This window comes from Roseococcus suduntuyensis (genome assembly GCF_014196305.1).
Taxonomy (GTDB): Bacteria; Pseudomonadota; Alphaproteobacteria; order Acetobacterales; family Acetobacteraceae; genus Roseococcus; species Roseococcus suduntuyensis.
On sequence record NZ_JACIDJ010000003.1, the window covers coordinates 226325 to 248926 of the forward strand.

A 22602-nucleotide genomic window follows, 5' to 3' on the forward strand; every position below is an offset into this window, starting at 1 on the left:
TGTCCGCGCGAGGGTTCCGCGCGCGGGCCGCCGGGTCAAGGCAGGGGCGCGTGCTTGTCCAGGAAGCGCTTCGCCTCGGCCTGCATGGCCTGGAGCTTCGCCCCCTCCATCTTCCGCAGATTGGCCAGCGGCATGGACATGCGCGGGTTGGACGCGAAGCGGCGCTCGTGCCGCGCGATGAAGTCCCAGTAGAGATAGTTGAAGGGGCAGGCCCCCTCGCCCGTGCTGCCCTTCACGTCGAAGCGGCATTTGCCGCAATGGTCGCTCATGCGGTTGATGTAGGCGCCGGAGGCCGCATAGGGCTTGGAGGCCATCACCCCCCCATCGGCATGGATGGCCATGCCGTGCGTGTTGGGCAGCTCCACCCATTCATAGGCATCGGCATAGACGGCGAGATACCATTCATTGATGGCGTCCGGCGCCACGCCGGCCAGCAGGGCGAAGTTCCCGGTCACCATCAGGCGCTGGATATGATGGGCATAGGCCATGTCGCGCGTCTGGGTCAGCGCCGCGTCCATGCAGCGCATGCCGCTCTGCCCGGTCCAGTAGAATTCGGGCAAGGCGCGCCGGGCCTCCAGCGCGTTCAGCTTCGCGTAGCCCGGCATCCGCAGCCAGTAGAGGCCGCGCACATATTCCCGCCAGCCCAGGATCTGCCGGACAAAGCCCTCCACGGCGTTGAGCGGGGCGTCACCGCGCCGATACGAGGCCTCCGCCGCGTCGCAGGCGTCGCGGGGGTCGAGGAGGCCGAGGTTCAGGCTGGTGCTGATCAGCGCGTGGAAGAGCGTCGCCTCGCCCTCGGCCATGGCGTCCTGGTAGTCGCCGAAGCGGGGCAGGCGCTGGGTGATGAAGGCGTCCAGCGCCTGCCCCGCCTGCTCGGCCGTCACGGGCCAGGCGAAACCGTCCAGGCTGCCGAAATGGCGGGGAAATTCGCGGCCCACCAGCGCCATGACCTCGCGCGTGAGGGCGTCGGGCGGGAAACGCTTCGGCGGCGGGGGAATGACGTCGCGCGGCAGGCGCTTGCGGTTCTCGGCGTCGAAGTTCCATTCGCCGCCGGCGGGGGCGTCGCCCTCCATCAGCAGGCCGGAGGCCCGGCGCATCTCGCGGTAGAAGAACTCCATGCGCAGCGCCTTCTTCCCGTGCGCCCAGCGGCGGAAGAATTCCAGGCTGGCCAGGAAGCGGGTGTCGTCGCGGATCTCCACGGGGACGCCCAGCGCATCTTCCCAGCCGCGCATCGCCTCCAGCACGCGCCATTCGCCGGGGTGGGTGGCGATGACCCCCTCGGGCTTGTGGCGGGCGACGGCGCGCGCGACCTCGCTCGTGAAGGAATGGGTGTTGGCCGGGTCGTCCAGCGCCACGTAATCCACGGTGACGCCGCGCGCCCGGAGCGCCTCAGCGAAATGGCGCATGGCGGAAAGGATCAGGACGATCTTCTGCGGGTGGTGCGGGACGTAGGTGCATTCGTCGCGCACCTCGAGCATCAGCACCACGTCGCGCGCCGCGTCCAGCCCCTCCAGCGCGGAGAGCCCCTCGCTCAGCTGGTCGCCGAGCACCAGGCGCAGCGCGCCCTTCGTCATGCGGGGGCGTAGCTCACGGTCACGCCGTCATCGCCGCGCACGGAATAGCCCACCCAACGGCCCTCGGCCGTGTAGTCCAGCACGGCCTCGATCTCGCCGGCGGTGCGCCAGCGTGTGCCGCCGCCGGCCAGGGCCTCGCGCGCCCAGCGCAACTCGAAGGGCCTGCCGGTGCTGGTGCCGAAGAGCGGCACCTGGCCGCCGAAGCGCTGCGGCTCCCACCAGGAGAGGGGGACGTAACCGCTGGGCAGGCGCAGCGCGCCCTCCGGCCCCTGCACCTCCACGCCGTTCGCGCCGGCGCGCGCCTCGACCTCGATGATGGTGCCATTGCGGTTGAGGCGCGAGGCGACGGAGACGAAGCGCCCGCCCCGCGTCACCTCGCTGTAGCGGTGCTCATACCGATAGACGACCACGCCCAGGAAGGAGGGCGTGATGGTGACGTCCGACAGCGCCACCACCTCCTCGCCCCGCTGGGTGAAGGTGACGTTGTGGGTGCCGATGGCGCTGCCCTGGCGCATCACCCGCCAGCGATAGGCCTCGCGCGGCGGGAGGCCGCGGCCCTGGGAGAGGGCCGTGCCAGGGGAGGCGGCAAGCAGCAAGGGAAGCGCGCGTCGGAGGATCATGCAAAGGCCTCAGCCGGTCTTGGTCCGCAGGGTGCCGCGCCCCCCATCCACGCCGATGACCTGGCCCGTGATCCAGCCGGCATCAGGCGAGAGCAGCAGGTCGGCGAGCGCGGCCACGTCCTCGGGCTCGCCGAGGCGCGGGATGGGGTGCAGCTTGCCGATGGCTTCGGCCATGGCGGGGTTGCGCGTCAAGGGCTCGGCGATGCGGGTCCGGGTCAGGCTGGGCGCGATGCAGTTCACCCGCACGGCGGGGGCGAGTTCGGCGGCCAGCGACACGGTCATCCCCTCCACCGCCGCCTTGGCCGCGCCGATGGCCAGGTGGTTGGCGAAGCCCGCCCGCGCGGCCACGCTGCTGAACAGCACGACGCTGCCATTCCCCGCCTGCAAGGCCGGGATGGCGGCCTGCACCGCCATGGCCGCCCCGATGACGTTGAGGCGGTAGGTGTCGGCGAGGTCGGCCTCGGTCACCCGCGTCGCGGGCTTGAGCAGGATGGAGCCCACGCAATAGGCGAGGCCCGCCAGAGGCCCGCCCAGGCCGGTGATCGCGGATTTCAGCGCGGCGGTGTCGGTCACATCCACCACATGCGCCTCGGCGCCCGGGATTTCGGCGGCCAGCGCCTCCAGCCGCGCCGCGTCGCGCGCCATCAGCACGGGCGTCGCCCCGCGCGCCGCCACCCGCCGGGCCAGCGCCGCCCCGATACCCCCCGTCGCCCCCAGGATGACGATGCGTCCGGCCATATGCCTGCCCTTTCCTTGCAAGGCCGCACAGATGGGGCGGCTTGCCGGTTGCGAAACCCCGGCCACGAGGGGGGATGGGACAGGGCGCCCACGCCGTGGCATGATGCCGGGCGATGCGTCAGCTCCTGCTGTTCCGCCACGCCAAATCCTCCTGGGATGACGCGCGGCTCACCGACCACGCCCGGCCGCTGAACACGCGGGGGCGCAAGGCCGCCGACGCCATGGCGGCCGAGATGCGCGAACTCGGCCTGGCGCCGGATGTGGTGCTGGTCTCCTCCGCGCGCCGCACGCTGCAGACGCTGGAGGCGCTGCAGCCGCTGGAAGGCCCGCCCATCATCGAGGTGATGGACGACCTCTACCTCGCCCCCTGGCCCGCCATGCTGGATGTGCTGCGCCGGCTGCCGCAGACCGCGCGCTCGGCCATGGTGATCGGCCACAATCCGGGCCTGCACGACCTGGCGCTGGCCCTGCTGGGCCCCGCCGGCGCGGCGATGGGCAGTGCGGCCGCGCAGCGCCTGGCGGCGGGCTTCCCGACCGGCGCGCTGGCGGAGTTCACACTCGCCGCGCCCTGGGGGCAGGTCGGCGAGGGCAGCGGGCGGCTGGTGCGCTTCCTCGCCCCGCGCGACCTGCCGGAGGTGGCCGCCTGAGCCTGCGCCTTGAGGCGGAGTGCGGCGAGAGCCTCCCCCGCCACCCCCTGCTGCTCTCCGGGACGCCGCCCCGCTGGCGGCGCGAGAGCTGGACCTGGCTGCGCCCGGCCGGTGATGACGACGCGCCCCTGCTGCTGCGCCGCCAACGCCGGCTGCACGCGGTGGAGCCCCTGCCGCCCGAGGACGCCACCCTCTTGCCCGGCGCCCTGCCCGCCCCCCTGCCGCTGGAGGCCCAGCCCGAGGGCGAACTGGCCGAGATCGCGCGCTTCACCGGCCGCGCCACCTCCCCCCTGCCCGGCGTGACCTGGATCGAGGGGCGGATCATCGCGGGCGAGGCCTCGCGCCGCGTGGGCCGGCTCGTGCTGGGGGGACCGGCCGCCGAGGTGCTGTCGCAGGCCGCCACCCTGGCCGAGACCCTGCCCCTGCTGCCCGCGCGCGCGAGCCTCGACGAGCTGGCCCTCGCCTTGGCCGAGGGCCGCGCGCCCCGCCCCCGCCGCGCCGGCCCCGCCGCCCTGGGCCAGGCCCGCACCGTCGAGGAGGCGTTGCGCGCCGCGCTGGGCCATCTGCTGGAGGTGCTGCTGGCCGAAAGCGCCCATTGCCGGCTGGAGGCGGGGCCGCGCGGCGTCCATCAATCGCGCGTGGCGCTGCGCCGCCTGCGTTCCCTGCTGCGGATCTTCCGCCCCGTGGTGGACGGACCCGAATGGCGCGACTGGGATGCGCGGCTGAAGGAGGCCGCCGCCATCCTGGGCGGGGCGCGCGACTGGGATGTCTTCCTGGGCGGGTTGGGCGAGGCCGCCTTCCAGGCGCTGGACCGCGACCCGCGGATGAAGCGCATGCTGGCCGCGGCGGGGCGGGAACGCGCCCTGGCCTATGAACGGGTCGCCGCCCTGCTGGAGGGCCCGCTCTTTCGCGGCGCCCTCTGGTCCGGGGTGGGGCTGCTGGCGCTGCGGCCGGCCTCGCCGCCCGACGCACCGCTGCGGCCCTTCGCGGCGGAGGTGCTGCGCAAGCGCTGGAAGCGGCTGCGCCGGGCGGGCGCGCGGATGGAGGAGCTGGACGCCGAGGCGCTGCACGAGATGCGCCTCGACGCCAAGCGGCTGCGCTATGCGGCCGAACCCTTCGCCGCAATCTGGCCGGGCAAGGCACCGCGCCGTTTCAACCGGCGCCTGGCCGCGTTGCAGGAGGCGCTGGGGCTGGCCAATGACGCCGTGGTGGCGCGCGACCTGGCCGCAAGGCTGGAGGGCAAGGGCGCGGGTGGCTTCGCGCTGGGCGCGGTCTCGGGCTTCGCGGCGGGCCGGGCCGAGGGCAGCCGCCTGGCCGCGCTGGAGGCCTGGGCGCGCCTGCGAAAGGCCGGCCAGTTCTGGTCCCGTGTAGAGAATGAGAATGAATGAGTTTCGTATCTCCCGGGTTGCCAGCGTCCCTGCCCACGGGGTAACGACCGACTATGCGTCGCCGCCGCCTGTTCCGTCCCGCGCGCCCCCCATTCCGATGGGGAAAGGCCCTGCTCCTCGGGGGGGCCGCTGGGCTTGGCGTGCTGATCCTGGGCTTTGGCCTCCCGGCGGAGTTGATGGGCTCCGCCCCGCGCAACCCTGAGTGGCGGGCCGATGCCCCGGATGTCCGCGTGCTGGATGGCGACACGCTGCGCCTGGGCGAGCGCACCTTGCGCCTCTATGGCCTCGATGCGCCCGAGCGCGGGCAGCAATGCGTGACCCCGGCCGGACAGACCTATGATTGCGGCGGTGCCGCCGCGGCCGCCCTGGCGCAGTTGGTGGCCGAGCGCGCCGTCACCTGCCGCTTGCATGGGCGGGACCGCTTCGGCCGCGCGCTGGGCGTCTGCCAGGCCGAGGGGGTGGAGCTGAACGCCTCTCTCGTTTCGGCCGGCTGGGCGCTGGCCGATGGCTCCCGCCAGCCGGCCCTGGTGCCGCTGGAGGCCGCGGCGCGCGCCCGGCAAAACGGGCTCTGGGCCGGGGGCTTCACCCCGCCCGCGCATTGGCGCTCCGGCCGATAGCGGCGTTTGGGCGACTGATTCACCGCTCCGGCGATTCCGCCTGCGCGGATCAGGCGCTGGTCTTGAGCGGCTGATTCACCGCTCCGGCGCTTCCGCCTGCGCGGATCAGGCGCTGGTCTTGAGCGACTGATTCACCGCTCCGGCGATTCCGCCTGCGCGGATCAGGCGCTGGTCTTGAGCGACTGATTCACCGCTCCGGCGATTTCGCCTCCGCGGATCAGGCGCTGGTTTCCGCCTTCACGAGTCCCGCGCGGTTTTCTGGGGATTCGGTGAATCCCGGGGGTATCTTCTGGCACCCCCTTCCCCCCGGTCCGCGCCCCTGCCATGCCACAAGCGACGGTTGCAGCCGCCCGGCGAGACACCAATTCTGGCGCCCGCAAGGCGCGGAAAACCGCCGCTTGTGGCGCGGGGGTCACACATGATCTGGTATCCGGCGCGACCTTGGCCGCTAGATGTGGTTGAATGCCGAAGCGAGTTGGGGCATGTTCGCCGGCCGTAGCAGAGGGGGTGCCTACCGTGTTCGACGCCGTACAATTGCAGGGGCACCACCAGGTGCAGGTGGACCGGTCGCGCGATGCGCTGCTGACCGATTTCGGCCGTGCCACGCTCGATGACCGCTACCTCCTGCCGGGCGAGAGCTACCAGGACCTCTTCGCCCGCGTGGCCTCGGCCTATGGCGACGACGCGGCGCACGCGCAGCGCCTCTACGACTACATCTCGCGGCTGTGGTTCATGCCCGCGACGCCCGTGCTGTCCAATGGGGGGACGACGCGCGGGCTGCCCATCTCCTGCTTCCTGAACGAAGCCAGCGACAGTCTCGAATCCATTGTGGGGCTCTGGAACGAGAATGTCTGGCTGGCGTCCAAGGGTGGCGGCATCGGCTCCTACTGGGGCAACCTGCGTTCGCTCGGCGAGAAGGTGGGGCAGAACGGCAAGACCTCGGGCATCGTCCCCTTCATCCGGGTCATGGACAGCCTGACGCTGGCCATCAGCCAGGGTTCGCTGCGGCGCGGTTCGGCGGCGGTCTATCTGCCGGTGCACCACCCCGAGATCGAGGAATTCGTCGAGATCCGCCGGCCCACCGGCGGCGATCCGAACCGCAAGGCGCTGAACCTGCACCACGGCATCCTGATCAGCGACGCCTTCATGCGTGCGGTCGAGGCCGATGAGGCCTGGGCGCTGACCTCGCCCAAGGATGGCGCGATCGTCCGCACCGTTTCGGCGCGGGGGCTGTGGATCCGCATCCTGACGGCGCGCATCGAGACGGGCGAGCCCTACATCATCTATGCCGACCACGTGAATTCGGCGCGGCCCGAGCACCACAAGCTGGCGGGGCTGGAGGTGAAGACCTCCAACCTGTGTTCCGAGATCACCTTGCCCACCGGCCTCGACCAGCATGGCGAGCAGCGGACGGCGGTGTGCTGCCTCTCCTCGCTCAACCTCGAGACCTGGGACGCGTGGAACAAGGACCCGCTGTTCATCACCGACGTGATGCGCTTCCTGGACAACGTGCTGCAGAACTTCATTGACACCGCGCCGGACAGCATGGCCAAGGCCCGCTATTCCGCGATGCGCGAGCGTTCGGTGGGCCTCGGTGTCATGGGCTTCCACTCCTTCCTGCAGCTGAAGGAAGTGCCCTTCGAGAGCGCGGTGGCGAAGGCCTGGAACAAGAAGATGTTCAAGCACATCCGCACCCAGGCGGATGCGGCCTCTCGCCTGCTGGCCGAGGAGCGCGGCGCCTGCCCGGATGCGGCCGAGTATGGCTTCCAGGAGCGGTTCTCGAACAAGATGGCGATCGCGCCCACGGCGTCCATCTCCATCATCTGCGGGGGTGCCTCGCCCGGGATCGAGCCGATCGCGGCCAATGTGTACAACCACAAGACGCTGTCCGGCAGCTACATCGTCCGCAACCCATATCTGAAGAAGGTGCTGGCGCGGCATGGGCGGGATGATGCGGACACCTGGACGACCATCACGGTCAACAAGGGCTCGGTGCAGCACCTCGACTTCCTGAGCGAAGATGAGAAGGGCGTGTTCAAGACGGCCTTCGAGCTGGACCAGCGCTGGGTGATCGAACATGCGGCGGACCGCACGCCCTATATCTGCCAGGCGCAGTCGCTGAACCTGTTCCTGCCGGCGAACATCCACAAGCGTGACCTGCACGGGCTGCATTGGATGGCGTGGAAGCGGGGGGTGAAGTCGCTTTACTACTGCCGTTCGCTGTCCATCCAGCGGGCCGATGCCGTCAGCGAGAAGGCGGTGGCGATCGCGGTGGACCAGCCGATCGCGGCCAAGGGGACGAGCACGACGGATTATGAGGAGTGTCTGGCGTGCCAGTGAGGGGCGCTGCCCCTCACGCTCCCCGGCAGGAAACTTAGTTTCCTGCACCTTCGGGTTTCTTGTAGCGCGCCAGTTTGACCATAGATCAGCCAAAGTAACGAAGGTCCAGGAAACGCGTTTCCTGGCGGGGTTTCAGGGGCAGAGCCCCTGAGTTCAACCAAAGGACAATTGTCATGCCCGACGGCACCCAGGATCAGCTTCCCATCCGCTTCGACTTGTTGACCTCCAACCCGGTCTACAAGCCCTTCCGCTACCCCTGGGCCTATGAGGCCTGGTTGCAGCAGCAGCGCATCCATTGGCTGCCGGAGGAAGTGCCGCTCGCCGATGATGTGAAGGACTGGCAGAAGAGCCTCACGCCGTCCGAGAAGAACCTGCTTACCCAGATTTTCCGCTTCTTCACCCAGGCGGATGTCGAGGTGAACAACTGCTACATGAAGCAGTATTCCCAGGTCTTCAAGCCGACCGAAGTTCTGATGATGATGTCGGCGTTCAGCAATACCGAGACCATCCACATCGCCGCCTATTCCCACCTTCTCGACACCATCGGGATGCCGGAGACGGAGTACACTGCCTTCCTCAAGTACAAGGAGATGAAGGACAAGTACGACTACATGCAGGCCTTCTCGGTCGAGAACAAGACCGAGATCGCGAAGACGCTGGCCGCCTTCGGCGCCTTCACCGAGGGGCTGCAGCTCTTCGCCTCCTTCGCCATCCTCATGAACTTCCCCCGCTTCAACAAGATGAAGGGGATGGGCCAGGTCGTGTCCTGGTCGGTGCGGGACGAGACGCTGCATTGCCTCAGCGTGATCCGCCTCTTCCGCACCTTCGTGCAGGAAAACCCGGAGATCTGGAACGAGGAGCTGCGGCGCGACCTCTACCTCATCTGCGCCACCATCGTGGACCATGAGGACGCCTTCATCGACCTGGCCTTCGAGCTGGGCGGCGTGGAAGGCCTGACCGCGGCGGACGTGAAGCAGTATATCCGCTTCATCGCCGACCGGCGCCTGACGCAGCTGGGCCTCGAACCGCTCTATCACGTCGAGAAGAACCCCCTGCCCTGGCTGGACGAGATGCTGGGTGCCATCGAGCACACCAACTTCTTCGAGAACCGCGCGACCGAATATTCCCGCGCTTCGACCGAAGGCACCTGGGAGGAGGCCTTCGCCGGCCACACCTTCAGCAGCGCCCAGCCCGAGGGCGAGATCAAGCTGCCCACCCACTGAGGGCAGGCGCGCGCCGCGGCCCCATGCACGCCGCGGCGCGTTGCGCTATATAACCGGGATGCTTCGAATCCTTCGTCTCTCCAGCCTGCTCCTGATCCTGATGGTGGGTGGCGTCTGGGCCTTCGCCTGGGCCACCAAATCCCCGCAGGAAACCTTGGGCGAGGCCTTCGCCAACCGCCTGGCCTCGGTCTTCGGGCAGGACATGCCCAGCCCCTCGGCCGGGGGCGGCGGCATGCAGCTCCCGCCCGGCGTGACGCTGGGCGGCGCCTTCAGCCTGACCGACCACACCGGCCGCGACGTGACCCAGCAGGATTTCGCCGGGCGCTGGATGCTGGTCTATTTCGGCTTCACCTATTGCCCGGATGTGTGCCCGACCGAACTCGGCACCATCGCGGCCGCGCTGGACATCATGGGCCCGGAGGGCGAGGCGGTGACGCCGCTGCTCATCACCATCGACCCCGAGCGCGACACGCCCGCGCAGCTGGCCGACTACGTGGCGGCCTTCCACCCGCGCATGATCGGCCTGACCGGCACGGCGCAGCAGGTGGCCGATGCCGCGCGGCGCTACCGCGTCTTCTACGCCCGCGCCCAGCGGCCGGAGATGACCGAATACACCATGGACCATTCCAGCTTCGTCTATCTGGTGGGGCCGGATGGGCTGGTGCGGACGCTGTTCCGCGCCGAGACCACGCCCGAAACCATGGCAGCGGCGGTGCGCGGCCAGCTGCGCGCGGCGGGACGTATCGGGACGTGAGGCGGCGCGGGACTGGCCAAAGGGATGCGCATGCGTCGGCCCCTGGCGGCACGGGCCGTTCCATGTTCATAAGATTTCCAATTGAGGACTACAGGCACGGCGCCGCCGTGCGAGGAGTGCGACATGGCGGATGAAGACGAGCACGGCCAGGCCGGAGAAGAGGGCACGCGCGCCGGCGCGCCGCCGCGCCAGGGCCGCCGCCTGTCGGACAAGATCCTGGTGGCCTTCCACCAGGCCTGCGACCAGTCGGATTTCGAGGTGGCGGAGCAGTTGCTGCGCGTGCTGGAGATGATGCTGACGCGCCGCGCCGTCTCGCCCGACGCCAACCGCCGGCGCAACATCGAGACGCTGGTGGCCGCGCATGAGCGGCTGTGGCACCTGCGCCACCCGGACGCCGACAACGAGCTGTGAAGGAAGGGGGCGCGCCCCCTTCCCCACTCAGGGCGCCCCCGTTTCAGAGCGCCTTCGCGGCTTCCATCACCTGGGCGGCATGCGCCTCGGGCTTCACCTTGCGCCAGATGGCCTTGATGGTGCCGTCGGCGCCGACGAGGAAGCTCGTCCGCTCCATGCCCATGTATTTCTTGCCATACATGGATTTCTCGACCCAGGTGCCGTAGGCCGTGGCCACCTTCTGGTCGGCGTCGGAGGCCAGCGGGAATTCCAGCCCGTATTTCTTCGCGAACTTCTCGATGGGCGGCATGGCGTCGGGGCTGATGCCGATGACGGTGAGGCCGAGCTTGCCCAGCGCCGGCAGCGCCTCCTGGATGCCGCAGGCCTGCTTGGTGCAGCCCGGCGTGTCGGCCTTGGGGTAGAAATACAGCAGGTAGGGCTGGCCCTTCAGCCCCTCGCGGCTGACCGTCTGGCCGCCCGAGGCCGGCATGGTGAAATCCGGCGGCGCATCGCCCACCGACAACTCGCTCATTTGACGCGCATCCTTCTCTGGTCGCGCACCGCAGATGCGCCCGCGGCCGTGGGTTTCAACCGCCCAGCACGCGGCGCAGCTTGCGCACCGCGCTGTCGGGGGTGGTGAAGACGGGCAGGCCCGTGGCCTCGGCCACCGCGGGCGCCACATGGGCCAGGCTGAACTGGCCAAGGGCGATGGCGTCCACCCCCTGGAAACGCTGCGCCGCCTCGATGGCCAGCGCGTCGTGGCGCGCCACCCCGCCGGCGTCGAGCGCGGCCAGCGCGCCCTCGGCCAGCATGGGCACCACCTCGATGCCGGGCGGGAACTCCGGCGGCATGGAGGTCAGCGTGCCGGGGAAGGTGGCCAGCAGGCCGATGCGGCGGTGCCCGGCCTCGATGATCTCCTCGATCATCGCCTCATTGGGCTTGAGCACGGGGATGGCGGCGTTCTCGGCCGCCACCGCCTCGATGCAGGGGCCGAAGGCCGAGCAGGTGAAGAGGATGGCGGCACTCCCGGTCCCGGCGGCGTAGCGCCCCAGCGTCAGGAAGCGTTCGGTCATGGCGGGGGTGAGCTTCCCCTCGCGCGCGAGGTCGGCGGAGAGGCTGTCATCCAGCAGGTTCATCAGCACCTGGCCGGGCCAGAGGCGGGCGAAGGCGGCCTCGATGGGCGGCGGCGAATGGCGCAGCGCGTGGATGAGGGTGATGCGGTGGGGCATGGTGTCAGACATGGCGCGTCAGGTCCGGCAGCGGCGCAGCACCGAGGGGAATTCGATGCAGTTGGGGAAGGCGATCTCGTCATCGCCGCGGCGGACCACGCGCAGCAGGTCCGGGTTGTTCTCGCAGCCGAAACCGGATTCGGGCATCATCCGCCCGCCCTGCGAGACGAGGCGGATTTCCACGCCGTCATTCGTGACGGCCACCGTCTCGATCAGGCGCTGGCGGTAGGCGACGTCCAGATTGGCCATCCGCATGATCACGTCGCGCGTGAAGATCACGACGGCATTGCCGAAGCAGCCCGGCCCCTGGGTGTCCACGGCGGGGAAGATGCCGCCGGTCCAGGTGCCGAAGAGCCATTCATGGGGCGGCCCGGACTGGGCCCGCGCCAGGGCGGGGGCCGCGAGGGCGGGGGCGGCGAGCAGCAGGGAACGGCGGCGCAAGCTGGGCAAGGTGAATTCTCCGGGCCGGGGTCAGGGCTTTGTAGCCGCTTGGGCGGGGAGTGCCAAAGCCGGGCCGTCGCGCACGGGCAGGTGCACCAGGGCGGCGAAGGCGGCGGCGGCGATGGAAAGGCTCCACATCAGGTCATAGCTGCCGGTCAGGTCAAAGATCAGCCCGCCCAGATAGGCGCCCGTGAAGCCGCCGATCTGGTGGCCCAGGAAGACCAGGCCGAAGATGGTGGCCAGCCAGCGCGTGCCGAAGTTGCGGGCGACCAGGGCCACGGTGGGCGGCACGGTGGAGAGCCACAGCACGCCCATCAGCGCGGAGAAGATCAGGACGTTCGTTGTCGTCTTGTCGGCGAGCAGGAAGGCCGTCATCAGCACGCCGCGGCCGGCATAGATCAGCACCAGCAATTCGCGCCTTCGCCAGCGTTGGGAGAGTTCGCCCGCGGCCAGCGAACCCGCGATATTGAACAGCCCGATCAGCGCGATGGAGGCCGCGCCCACGCTGGCCGGCAGCATGCAGGAGGCCACGAAGCCCGGCATATGGACGGCCAGGAAGCTGACATGCAGGCCGCAGACGAAGAAGCCGAAGAAGAGGCACCAGAAGGTGGGCGAACGCAAAGCCAGCCGCAGCGCCTCGCCCGCCGTCTGCTCCACCTCTCCCGCCACCGGGGGGGCGGGCTTGTCGTTCAGCGGCAAAGCGAGCGGCACCATCAGCAGCGCCGCGCCCGCCAGCAGGAACAGCGCCCCCTGCCAGCCAGCCACCGAGATGCCCAATTGGCTCAGCGGCACCACCAGGAACTGCCCGAAGCTCGAACCCGCCGTGCCGAGGCCGACCGCGCGGCCGCGCATCTCGGGCGGCAGCAGCCGCGTCAGGCTCGCGATGATGACGGGCATGCCGGCGGCCGAGACCGCGACCCCCATGACGACGCCCGCGAAGAAGGTGAACCAGAACAGCGAGGTGGAGAGCGCCATGCCCATGATGCCAAGCGCGTAGAACACGGCACCCGCCATGATGACGCGCCGCCCGCCGATGCGGTCAGCCACCTGGCCGCAGATGGGCTGGGCCACGCCATTGACCAGCACCTGCAGCGCGATGGCCAGCGCGAAGCCCGAGGCCGACCAGCCCAGCGTGGTCGTCATGGGCGCGAGAAACAGGCCGAAGCTCTGGCGCAGCCCCATGGCGAGGGCGGCGCCCAGCACGGCGCAGGCGATGAGCAGCCCCGCGGCGCGGGGGGTGGCGGACATGGGCGCGAGTCTCTCCGGTTCGCGCCATCCTGTCATGTTTGGAGGCTTGCGGTCATCCGGCATGCGGTTGCGCCGGTTGCACGCGCGCATGGGGCGCGCTACCGCCCGGCCTCCCATGCCGCTTTCCCCCGCCGATTTCGACTTCGCCCTGCCCGAGGCGCTGATCGCCCAATCCCCCATCCGCCCGCGCGACGCGGCGCGGATGCTGGTGGTGCAAGGCGACGCGCCCGAGGATTGCGGCGTGCGCGACCTGCCGCGCTTCCTGCAGCCCGGCGACGTCATGGTGGTGAACGACACCCAGGTGATCCCCGCGCGCCTGCGCGGGCGGCGGGGCGAGGCGCGGGTCGAGATCATGCTGAACCGCGCCGAGGGCGATGGCTCCTGGCACGCCCTGGTCCGCAACGCGCGGCGGCTGCGCGTGGGCGACGAGGTGGCGATCGAGGGCGCGGACCTCACCGCCCGCGTGCTGGAGAAGTTCGAGGGCGGGGCCGCGCGGCTCGATTTCGACGCGGACCCGGCGCTCCTCGCGGCCGCGCTGGAGGTGGCGGGCGAGATCCCCCTGCCCCCCTACATCAGCCGCGCGGGCGGCACGCGCCCCGAGGACCGGGACGACTACCAGACGCTCTTCGCCGCACGCCCCGGTGCGGTGGCGGCGCCCACGGCCAGCCTGCACTTCACGCCCGAATTGCTGACGGCCATCGAGGCCCGCGGCGTGAAGCGCGCCACCGTCACGCTGCATGTGGGCGCGGGCACCTTCCTGCCGGTGCGCGACGAGCAGATCGCCAGCCACAAGCTGCACGCCGAATGGTGCGAACTGCCCCCCGAGGCCGCCGCCACCATCAACCAGGCCCGCGCCGAGGGCCGCCGCGTGTTGTGCTGCGGCACGACGGCCTTGCGGCTGCTGGAGACGGCGGCGCGCGGCATCACCGACCCCCGCGCCCCCATCCCGCCCTACCGCGGCCTGACCGACATCTTCATCCTGCCGGGCTTTCCCTTCCGCGCGGCCGACATGCTGCTGACCAATTTCCACCTGCCGCGCTCCACCCTGCTGATGCTGGTCTCGGCCTTCGCGGGGATGCGGCGGATGCGCGCGGCCTATGAACATGCGGTGGCGCGGGGGTATCGCTTCTTCTCCTATGGCGACGCCTCGCTGCTGTTCCGCCAGGACCAGGACATTCCCGCATGACGCTGCATTGGACGCACCAGGCCAGCGATGGCCGCGCGCGCGCGGGCGTGCTGCACGCCGCCCATGGCGAGGTGGAAACGCCCGTCTTCATGCCCGTCGGCACCGCCGGCACGGTGAAGGGCATGACGGCCGATGGCGTGCGCAGCACGGGTGCCCGCATCGTGCTGGGCAACACCTATCATCTGATGCTGCGGCCGGGGGCGGAGCGCGTGGCGCGCCTGGGTGGCCTGCACAAGATGATGGATTGGCACGGGCCGATCCTCACGGATTCCGGTGGCTTCCAGGTGATGAGCCTCTCGGGCCTGCGCAAGATGGACGAGGATGGGGTGACCTTCGCCTCCCATGTGGACGGCTCGAAGCACCGCGTGACACCGGAGCGCAGCATCGAGATCCAGCATCTGCTGGGCAGCGACATCACCATGTGCTTCGACGAATGCACCCCCTTCCCCGCAACGCATGAGGAAGCGGCGCGCTCCATGCGGCTTTCCATGCGCTGGGCCGCGCGCAGCCGCACGGCCTTCACCCCGCGCGAGGGCTATGGGCTGTTCGGCATCGTGCAGGGCAGCACCTATCCCGACCTGCGCGCGGAAAGTGTCGCGGCCCTGACGGCTATCGGCTTCGAGGGCTATGCCATCGGCGGCCTCGCGGTCGGCGAGGGGCAGGAGGCGATGTTCGCCACGCTGGACGTCACCACGCCCTTGCTGCCCCAGACCCATGCCCGCTACCTCATGGGCGTCGGCAAGCCCGACGACCTGCTGGGCGCCGTGCGCCGCGGCGTGGACATGTTCGACTGCGTGATCCCGACACGCTCGGGCCGGATGGGGCGGGCCTATACCTCGCGCGGGCCGCTCAACCTGCGCAACGCGAAGCACGCCGAGGATCTGCGCCCGCTCGACCCCGATTGCGATTGCCCGGCCTGCCGAAACCACAGCCGCGCCTATATCCACCATCTGTTGAAATGCGACGAGATGCTGGGGCCCATCCTGCTGAGCTGGCACAACATCCACTATTACCAGGCGCTGATGCGCCGGATGCGCCACGCCATCCAGCAGGGCCGCTTCGAGGACGAGGCCGCCCGCATCGAGGCCGATTGGAGCCGCCCCGAATGACCGCCACCACCGACACCACCGGCCTGACCCTGCTGGGTGCGGCCGCCCGCCTGCCCGCGACGCCGGAAGAGGCCGTGCTGGAGCGCGTGCCCAACCCGCACCCGGACCTCGCTTACTGCGTGCGCTTCGCGGCCCCCGAATTCACCTCGCTCTGCCCGCTGACCGGCCAGCCGGATTTCGCGCATCTGGTCATTGACTACATCCCCCGCGCGCACCTGGTGGAGAGCAAGAGCCTGAAGCTCTTCCTCGGCAGCTTCCGCAACCACGGCGCCTTCCACGAGGCGTGCACGGTCGAGATCGCGAAGCGCCTGGTGGCGTTGCTTGACCCCGTGTGGCTGCGGATCGGCGGCTATTGGTATCCGCGCGGCGGCATCCCGATTGACGTGTTCTACGCGACCGGGGCGCCGCCGGAGGGGGTGTGGATCCCCGACCAGGGGGTGGCGCCGTATCGCGGGCGGGGGTGAGCCCGCCCGCGCCTGATCGTCGCCGCGGAGCGGCGCGTGGGAACGGCCGCGGAGCGGCGCGGTAGAACGGCCGCGGAGCGGCGGCGTGAGTCAGTCGCGCAGCAAGGCCGGCCGCTTGGCGCGGTGGCCGTTCTCGCTCTCCACCGCATGCCCCGCCGCCAGCACCAGCCCATCTTGCCAGGGCTTGCCCACGATCTGCACCGCCACCGGCAGCCCACCCGCGCCGAAACCGCTGCACACCGACAGCGCCGGCCAGCCCAGGATGTTGAAGGGGATGGTGAAGCCCGGCTTCTCGATGCTGGCGAATTTCCCCACATCCGTGATGCGTGGCGCCTCGCCCACCACGGCGGCGGTGACCAGCAGATCCACGCCCTCGGTCGCGGCCAGGGTGCGGGCGATGATTTCCCGCCGCTTGCGCTGGGCCTGGAGGTAGTCGCCCGCCGTCAGCAGCGCGCCCATGCCCAGCCGCGCGCGCAGGGCCTCGCCATACTTCATGGGCTTCTCGCGCATCCGGGGCTCATGGACGGCCCAGGCCTCGGCGGCGAGCGTCACCCAGCCGGCGGCGTGGAAATCCTGGAGCGGCGGCAGGGTGACCTCCACCACCTCCATGCCGCGCGCGCGGAAGATGGCGAGGCTCTCCTCGATGCCGCGCAGCGTGGCGTCGGAGACACGGTGGTCGCTCTCGTGGAAATGGCGGATCACGCCCACGCGGCGCGCGCGCAAATCCTGGCCGAGGTCGAAGGATGGCAGGGGGTGGCTGGCGCTGCTGGGGTCGGCGGGGTCGTGTCCGGCCATGGCTTCCAGCAGCAGGGCGCAATCCTCGCTGGTCCAGGCCATGGGGCCCGTGGTGTCCAGCGTGTGCGCCAGCGGCAGCACGCCCGTGCGCGAGCACAGCCCGTAGCTCGGCTTGATGCCGGCGATGCCGCACAGCGCCGCGGGCCCGCGGATGGAGCCGCCCGTATCGGACCCCGTGCCGCCCAGCACCATGCCGGACGCCACCGCGGCACCCGTGCCGCTGCTGCTGCCGGCGGTGAAGCGTTCCGTGTCCCAGGGGTTGCGGGCGGGGGGCCAGGGCAGGTCGAAGCTCGGCCCGCCAAAGGCGAATTCATGGGTGGCGAGCTTGCCCAGCAGCGCCACGCCCGCCTCGCGCCAGCGCGCCACGGTGAAGGCGTCATGCTCGGGCACATGGTCCTGCATCTGCGCCGAATGGCCGGTGGTGGGGATGCCGGCCGTTTCGTAGATGTCCTTGTGGCCGATGGGGATGCCGTCCAGCGGGCCGCGCAGGGTGCCCGCCATCTGTCGCGCCTCGGCGGCGCGGGCGTCGTCCAGGGCGCGTTCGGCGGTGAGGTGGATGAAGGCGTGCAGCGCGGGCTGATGCGCCTCCACGCGGGCGAGGCAGGCCTGCGCCAGTTCCACGGGCGAAAGGCGCTTGGCCGCGATCTCGCGGGCGGCCTCGGCGATGGTCGGGATCATGCGCGCGCCACCGGCAGGGCGAAGGTATAGGCGGGCTCGGCGGCCATGGGGTTGGAGGGCGCACGCAGCCGATCCAGCAGCACGCGCAGATGGGGGTGGGCCAGGCGCAGCGCCTCCGCCTCGGCGGGCGGAAGGTCGAGGCCGACCTGGCGCATGACCAGCGCGAATTCCTCGGGGCTCAAGGGCGGGTGCAGCTCGGCCATGCGCGTCTCCTGTGCGGGCCACCAGCTTGCGGTGCCTTGAAGCCGGGGTCTAGCGTGGCCCCCAACCAGCAAGGGAAGGAAGCGCCATGAAGGTCGGCGACGCCATCGCGGAGATCATGAAGCGGGAGGGGATCGAGATCCTCACCGGCTACCCCGTCAACCACCTTATCGAGCACGCGGCGGCGGTGGACATCCGCCCCGTCATGGTCCGGCAGGAGCGTATCGGGCTGCACATGGCCGATGCCATCAGCCGCGTCACCTCGGGCAAGAAGCTCGGCGCCTTCTGCATGCAGCATGGGCCAGGGGCGGAGAACGCCTATGGCGGCGTCGCGCAGTGCTTCGGCGAGAGCATCCCGGTACTGGTCATGCCCATGGGCTATCCGCGCCGCATCGCGCATGTGCCGCCCAACTACAATTCCACCATCCAGATGCGCGGCGTGACCAAGTCGGCCGAGGCCATCATGTCGGCGGCGGAAGTCCCCAACATCATGCGCCGCGCCTTCGCGCGGCTGCGCAACGGGCGCGGCGGCCCCGTGCTGGTCGAAATCCCGACCGACATGTTCAACGAGGAATTGCCGGGCGAACTCGACTACACGCCCGTGGTGGCCACGCGCAGCGGCGCGGACCCGGTGGACATCCGCCGCGCGGCCGAGATGCTGGCCAATGCCCGCCGCCCCGTGATCTATGCCGGCACCGGCGTGCATTGGGCGCAGGCCTGGCCGCAGCTGCGCGAACTGGCGGAGCTGCTGGCCATCCCGGTGACGAGCAGCCTGGGCGGCAAGTCCTCCTTCCCCGAGGACCATGCGCTGTCGCTGGGCTCCGGCGGCCTCGCCATGCCCAAGCCGGTGCGGCATTTCCTGGACAATGCCGACGTCATCTTCGGCATCGGCTGCTCCTTCACCGAGACGAATTTCGGCGTGAAGATGCCCGCGCGGAAGCCGGGCGGGGTGAAGTTCATCCACGCGACGCTGGACCCCGACCACATCGACAAGGACCTCCGCTGCGACATCGGCCTAGTGGGCGATGCGGGGCTGATCCTGGACGCGCTGCTGGAGGAGCTGCGCGGGCGTGTGCGCGAAAAGCGCGACCACGCGCCGGTGCAGCAGGAGATCGAGGCCATCCGCGCCCCCTGGCTCGCGCAATGGGCGCACAAGCGGGACAGCAACGACGCGCCACTCAACCCCTACCGCGTGCTGCGCGACCTCTGGCGCACGGTGGATGTGGACAACACCATCATCACCCATGACGCGGGTTCGCCGCGCGACCAGCTCTCCCCCTTCTGGATCAGCCGCACGCCGCTCTCCTACCTGGGCTGGGGCAAGACGACGCAGCTGGGCTATGGGCTGGGGTTGGCGATGGGCGCCAAGCTCGCGGCCCCGGACAAGCTCTGCATCAATGTCTGGGGCGATGCCGCGATCGGCTTCACGGGGATGGATTTCGAGACGGCGGTGCGCGAGCGCATCCCCATCCTCTCCATCCTCCTGAACAATTTCTCGATGGCGATCGAGCTGAAGATCATGGCGCTCAGCACCGAGAAATACCGCACCACCGACATCAGCGGCGACTATGCCGCCATGGCGCGGGCCTTCGGCGGCTATGGCGAGCGGGTGACGGAGGTGGAGCAGATCATCCCCGCCATCCAGCGCGGGATCGAGCAGACGAAGAACGGCGTGCCCGCGCTGCTGGAATTCATCACCAGCAAGGAGACCGAGGTCTCCCGCCAGTAGGGCGCAGCCGCCGTGGGTCAGAAACCCGCGGCGGCGCTCGCGACGCCGCGGCGGCCCGCCTGGGCCTCCGCGGTCTGCAGGTGGGCCTCCGCGTCATTGCGAAGGCGCTGGGCCGTGGCCTCGGGGCAGCGCGTGCTCTGGAACAGGTCGCTGCCGGGGTTCGTCACCTCGAGCTTGGCGCGCACGCGGCAGACCAGGCTGCGCGTGTTGCCCGGGCTCGCGCCATGCCAGCGGCGCAGCGCCTCGGTCCAGGAGCCGTTGTTCTCCCGCGCCCAGCGCGCCAGCACGCCGCCCGCCCAATCGGCGGCGGTGAAGGGGTCGAGCGGCCAGTCCTCGCCGCGCGCATGGACGCGCGCATTCACCTGCATGCAGCCCGCCATGACGCTGCCCCGCGCCTGGCGGAGCAGCCGCCGCGCCTCGTCCACATCGGCCGGGTAGTGGGGCGTGCCGCGGATGGAAAGTGCATGGGCGTGCAGCCCGCTCTCGGACAGCGCGATGGCGGTCAGCAGGCCGCGGGGCAAGCCGTGGATGTCCTCCGCCCGGCGGGTGGCCAGCAGGCAGGCCGCCCGCGGGCCGCGGGTGGCACCCCGCAAATTGGGATCATAGGCCGGCAACAGCTCCTGCGGGGCGTCGCGCATGCGCGGCTGGTCCGCTCGCGCACTACTTGGCGCGACAGAAAAGCCGACCGCGAGGACGCAGCCGGCAAGTATTGCAAAAGCAAAGCGCTTGTACGCCATGCGGGGGCCCCAGGGTGCACGCCGATCCGGCGCTGCCGTGGGAAGGTGATGCCCGTCCAACATGAAACAGCGCGTAGCATGCTGTGACGCGAAAGGGCAACCCGAGTGGTTTTCCTGAGGCCAGGACTGCCCCATCTGATGCAGGAGGAAGGTGATTTCATGCCCAATTCCCGCCGCATTTTGCTGACCGCTGCCGCTGCTTCGCTTGGTTGCGCCACTGTCTTGTCGTCTCCGCGCGCCCAGACGGCAACACCCGGTTCGGTGCGCCTCGTCACGCCCTTCTCGGAAGGGGGTGCCGCCGACATCGCGGCCCGCCGCTTCGCCCGCCACGCCGTGCGCCATCGTGGCGCCGGCGCCTTGCCGCTGCGGGTCGAGAACATGCCCGGCGCCTCGGGCGCGCTGGGCACGGCCGCCGTGGCGCGCGCGGCACCGGATGGCGAGACGCTGCTGCTGGCGCGCGTCGCCTCCTCCGCCATCCTGCCCGCGACCGACCCGCGCACGGCCTATGGGGTGGATGACTTCACCTGGCTCGGCCTGCTCGATGCCAACCCCTTCGTCATTGCCGTGCCGGTGGGCGCCCCCTTCGCGGACCTGCCGGCGCTGCTGGCCCGACTGCATGACGCCGTCCAGCCGCCGCTGCGCTTCGCCACCAGCGGGCCCGCCACCATCCTCGACCTCGGCATCCGCAAGATGTTCGTGCTCGCCGGCCTTCCCATCGACGCGGCGGAGGCGGTGGCGACGAGCGGCGGGGGCGAGGCGCTGGCGGCGATGCTGGCAGGCGAGGCGGATTTCCTCGGCAGCAACCTCGGCGACATGATGGAGGCCATCCGCGCGCGGCGCGTGCGGCCGCTCGCCATCGGCGGCAATGCGCGGCTGCCGCTGCTGCCCCAGGTGCCCAGCACCGCCGAGGCGGGGCTGCCCGACATGGCGCATCTGTCGGGCTGGAGCGCCATCGCCGCCCCCGCCGGCCTGCCCGACGCGCTGGCCCGCCAGTGGGAGGGCGTGATCCAGCGCATCGGCGCCGATCCGCGCTGGGTCCGCGAGACGGAGGCCGAGGGCAGCCGCCCCATCATCACCGATGGCGCGGGCGCGCGGGCGCATGTTCTGGCGCAGATCACCCTCTATCGCGACATCGCGCGGCGGCTCGGGCTGGGCTGAGGCCGCCCCCGAAAACCTGCCCCAATTCACGGGCATGCGGTTGACGGATCGCGGCGCGGGGGCAACCCTCTGCCCGCGATGATCGCTCGCGGCATGAATGCTGACGCCGATCCCGGGGGGAGTAGAATTCCGCGATGACGCCACACGCCAGAAAGGGGGCCAAACGCCCATGAAGAATCCCGCCTACATCGTCGGTGCCTTCGAGCACCCGACGCGCAAGGCCGAGACCAAGTCCACCGCGCAGCTCCATGCGGAAGTCGCCTATGGCGCGCTGCAGGATGCGGGGCTGCAGGCCTCCGACATCGACGGCTATTTCTGCGCCGGCGACGCCCCCGGCATGGGTGGCCTGTCCATGATCGACTACATGGGCCTCAACAAGCTGCGCCACTATGACACGACGGAGAGCGGTGGCTCCTCCTACGTGATCCATGTGGGGCATGCGGTCGAAGCCATCATCCAGGGCAAGTGCAACGTCGCGCTGATCACGCTCGCCGGCCGTCCGCGCGCCGAGGGCATGCAGACCGGCACCGCCGTGCGCAGCTTCGGCGCGGGCGTGCCCGATGAGAGCTTCGAGCTGCCCTATGGCCGCACCATCGCCACCATGCACGCCATGGTCGCGACCCGGCACATGTACGAGTTCGGCACGACCAGCGAGCAGCTCGCCTGGATCAAGGTCGCGGCCTCGACCCATGCGCAGTACAACCCGCACGCCATGCTGCCCAAGGTCGTGACGGTCGAGGATGTGGTGAACTCGCCCATGGTGGCGGACCCGCTGCATCGCCTTGACTGCTGCGTGATTTCCGATGGCGGCGGCGCGCTGATCGTCGCACGTCCCGAGATCGCCAAGACGCTGAACCGCCCCAAGGTGGGCGTGAAGGGCTGGGGCGAGGCCTACAAGCACCAGAACGCGGGCGGCATCGACCTCACCTACTCCGCCGCCGCCATGTCCGGGCCGATGGCCTTCAACAAGGCCGGCGTGAAGCCCGCCGACATCAAGTACGCCTCGATCTATGACAGCTTCACCATCTCGGTGCTGGTGCAGCTCGAAGACCTCGGCTTCTGCGAGAAGGGCAAGGGCGGCCAGTTCGTGCAGGATGGCGGCCTGATCTCGGGCGTGGGTAAGCTGCCCTTCAACACCGATGGCGGCGGTCTGTGCAACAACCACCCGTCCAACCGCGGCGGCATGACCAAGGTGATCGAGGCGGTGCGCCAGGCGCGTGGCGAGGCCCACCCGAAGGTGCAGGTCCCCAACGCCGACCTCGTGCTCGCCAACGGCAAGGGCGGCAACCTCGGCACGCGGCATGGCTGCGGCACCGTCATCCTGGAGAGGGAGTGA

The 22602-nt window shown here is 70.3% G+C and carries 22 protein-coding genes and 1 pseudogene; 13 read left to right on the plus strand and 10 right to left on the minus strand.

Features of this window, described 5'->3' with window-relative positions:
* Positions 1-35: 35 nt before the first annotated feature.
* The 3 genes from GGQ83_RS11160 to GGQ83_RS11170 are packed head-to-tail and all read right to left on the minus strand — an operon-like array spanning position 36 to position 2932.
* Entirely contained in the window at positions 36-1574 is a 1539-nt protein-coding gene (locus tag GGQ83_RS11160) for a cryptochrome/photolyase family protein (RefSeq protein ID WP_184383933.1), read from the minus strand.
* Complete coding sequence (locus tag GGQ83_RS11165) at positions 1571-2194, minus strand: DUF6134 family protein (RefSeq protein ID WP_184383935.1); 624 nt, start codon at positions 2192-2194, stop codon at positions 1571-1573. Before GGQ83_RS11165 ends, GGQ83_RS11160 begins: the two co-directional genes overlap by 4 nt.
* 9 nt (positions 2195-2203) lie before the next feature.
* A complete protein-coding gene (locus GGQ83_RS11170; RefSeq protein ID WP_184383936.1) occupies positions 2204-2932 on the minus strand; it encodes an SDR family NAD(P)-dependent oxidoreductase in 729 nt (242 codons plus the stop codon).
* A 113-nt stretch (positions 2933-3045) separates the two neighbouring features.
* Here GGQ83_RS11170 and GGQ83_RS11175 point away from each other — a divergent pair, with 113 nt between their 5' ends.
* The 7 genes from GGQ83_RS11175 to GGQ83_RS11205 all read left to right on the plus strand — a co-directional run bounded on the left by GGQ83_RS11175 (position 3046) and on the right by GGQ83_RS11205 (position 10312).
* The gene (locus GGQ83_RS11175) at positions 3046-3579 is read left to right on the plus strand and encodes a SixA phosphatase family protein (RefSeq protein WP_184383938.1); all 534 of its coding nucleotides are present in this window, start codon (positions 3046-3048) and stop codon (positions 3577-3579) included.
* A gap of 161 nt (positions 3580-3740) precedes the next feature.
* Positions 3741-4967: a CYTH and CHAD domain-containing protein gene (locus GGQ83_RS11180; protein ID WP_184383940.1), complete on the plus strand. Its 1227-nt coding sequence runs from the start codon at positions 3741-3743 to the stop codon at positions 4965-4967.
* A 140-nt stretch (positions 4968-5107) separates the two neighbouring features.
* Positions 5108-5584 (plus strand): thermonuclease family protein, encoded by a 477-nt coding sequence (locus GGQ83_RS11185; RefSeq protein ID WP_184383942.1) that lies wholly within the window; start codon positions 5108-5110, stop codon positions 5582-5584.
* A gap of 462 nt (positions 5585-6046) precedes the next feature.
* Positions 6047-7924: a ribonucleoside-diphosphate reductase subunit alpha gene (locus GGQ83_RS11190; protein ID WP_184383944.1), complete on the plus strand. Its 1878-nt coding sequence runs from the start codon at positions 6047-6049 to the stop codon at positions 7922-7924.
* Positions 7925-8097: 173 nt separating this feature from the next.
* Positions 8098-9147, plus strand: coding sequence for a ribonucleotide-diphosphate reductase subunit beta (locus GGQ83_RS11195; RefSeq protein ID WP_184383946.1), 1050 nt, complete (start codon positions 8098-8100; stop codon positions 9145-9147).
* A gap of 58 nt (positions 9148-9205) precedes the next feature.
* Positions 9206-9901 (plus strand): SCO family protein, encoded by a 696-nt coding sequence (locus tag GGQ83_RS11200; RefSeq protein ID WP_184383948.1) that lies wholly within the window; start codon positions 9206-9208, stop codon positions 9899-9901.
* 123 nt (positions 9902-10024) lie between these two features.
* Positions 10025-10312: a hypothetical protein gene (locus tag GGQ83_RS11205; RefSeq protein ID WP_184383950.1), complete on the plus strand. Its 288-nt coding sequence runs from the start codon at positions 10025-10027 to the stop codon at positions 10310-10312.
* Positions 10313-10355: 43 nt separating this feature from the next.
* Here the strand turns inward: GGQ83_RS11205 and bcp are convergent, their stop codons facing one another.
* From bcp to GGQ83_RS11225, 4 genes are read right to left on the minus strand one after another with little or no spacing between them, the layout of a single operon-like run.
* Entirely contained in the window at positions 10356-10823 is a 468-nt protein-coding gene (gene bcp, locus GGQ83_RS11210) for a thioredoxin-dependent thiol peroxidase (RefSeq protein WP_184383952.1), read from the minus strand.
* Positions 10824-10878: 55 nt separating this feature from the next.
* Positions 10879-11532, minus strand: coding sequence for an aspartate/glutamate racemase family protein (locus tag GGQ83_RS11215; RefSeq protein WP_207018145.1), 654 nt, complete (start codon positions 11530-11532; stop codon positions 10879-10881).
* A gap of 6 nt (positions 11533-11538) precedes the next feature.
* Entirely contained in the window at positions 11539-11961 is a 423-nt protein-coding gene (locus tag GGQ83_RS11220) for a hypothetical protein (RefSeq protein ID WP_184383954.1), read from the minus strand.
* Between the two features lie 30 nt (positions 11962-11991).
* On the minus strand, positions 11992-13209 hold the full coding sequence (locus GGQ83_RS11225; RefSeq protein WP_184383955.1) for an MFS transporter: 1218 nt from the start codon (positions 13207-13209) through the stop codon (positions 11992-11994).
* A 115-nt stretch (positions 13210-13324) separates the two neighbouring features.
* Here GGQ83_RS11225 and queA point away from each other — a divergent pair, with 115 nt between their 5' ends.
* From queA to queF, 3 genes are read left to right on the plus strand one after another with little or no spacing between them, the layout of a single operon-like run.
* On the plus strand, positions 13325-14395 hold the full coding sequence (gene queA, locus GGQ83_RS11230) for a tRNA preQ1(34) S-adenosylmethionine ribosyltransferase-isomerase QueA (RefSeq protein WP_184383958.1): 1071 nt from the start codon (positions 13325-13327) through the stop codon (positions 14393-14395).
* Positions 14392-15504, plus strand: a complete 1113-nt coding sequence (gene tgt / locus GGQ83_RS11235; RefSeq protein WP_184383960.1) for a tRNA guanosine(34) transglycosylase Tgt — start codon at positions 14392-14394, stop codon at positions 15502-15504. The genes queA and tgt overlap by 4 nt, the downstream gene beginning before the upstream one ends.
* Positions 15501-15968, plus strand: coding sequence for a preQ(1) synthase (gene queF / locus GGQ83_RS11240; protein WP_184383962.1), 468 nt, complete (start codon positions 15501-15503; stop codon positions 15966-15968). Before tgt ends, queF begins: the two co-directional genes overlap by 4 nt.
* A gap of 90 nt (positions 15969-16058) precedes the next feature.
* Here the strand turns inward: queF and GGQ83_RS11245 are convergent, their stop codons facing one another.
* Both GGQ83_RS11245 and GGQ83_RS11250 read right to left on the minus strand, forming a co-directional pair.
* Positions 16059-17441 carry an amidase gene (locus tag GGQ83_RS11245; RefSeq protein ID WP_184383964.1) on the minus strand — a complete coding sequence of 461 codons (1383 nt, stop codon included), beginning with the start codon at positions 17439-17441 and terminating at the stop codon, positions 16059-16061.
* Positions 17438-17644 carry a hypothetical protein gene (locus GGQ83_RS11250; RefSeq protein ID WP_184383966.1) on the minus strand — a complete coding sequence of 69 codons (207 nt, stop codon included), beginning with the start codon at positions 17642-17644 and terminating at the stop codon, positions 17438-17440. The genes GGQ83_RS11245 and GGQ83_RS11250 overlap by 4 nt, the downstream gene beginning before the upstream one ends.
* Positions 17645-17727: 83 nt before the next feature.
* On the opposite strand from GGQ83_RS11250, the pseudogene GGQ83_RS11255 reads away from it, so the two are divergent.
* Positions 17728-19371, plus strand: a pseudogene (locus GGQ83_RS11255) (thiamine pyrophosphate-requiring protein); the annotation flags it as partial.
* A 17-nt stretch (positions 19372-19388) separates the two neighbouring features.
* On the opposite strand, the gene GGQ83_RS11260 reads toward GGQ83_RS11255, so the two are convergent.
* On the minus strand, positions 19389-20009 hold the full coding sequence (locus GGQ83_RS11260; protein ID WP_184383970.1) for a transglycosylase: 621 nt from the start codon (positions 20007-20009) through the stop codon (positions 19389-19391).
* Positions 20010-20330: 321 nt separating this feature from the next.
* Here GGQ83_RS11260 and GGQ83_RS11265 point away from each other — a divergent pair, with 321 nt between their 5' ends.
* Together GGQ83_RS11265 and GGQ83_RS11270 are read left to right on the plus strand one after the other, a co-directional pair.
* Positions 20331-21266, plus strand: a complete 936-nt coding sequence (locus GGQ83_RS11265) for a tripartite tricarboxylate transporter substrate binding protein (protein WP_184383972.1) — start codon at positions 20331-20333, stop codon at positions 21264-21266.
* A 169-nt stretch (positions 21267-21435) separates the two neighbouring features.
* Positions 21436-22602 carry a thiolase domain-containing protein gene (locus tag GGQ83_RS11270; protein WP_184383974.1) on the plus strand — a complete coding sequence of 389 codons (1167 nt, stop codon included), beginning with the start codon at positions 21436-21438 and terminating at the stop codon, positions 22600-22602.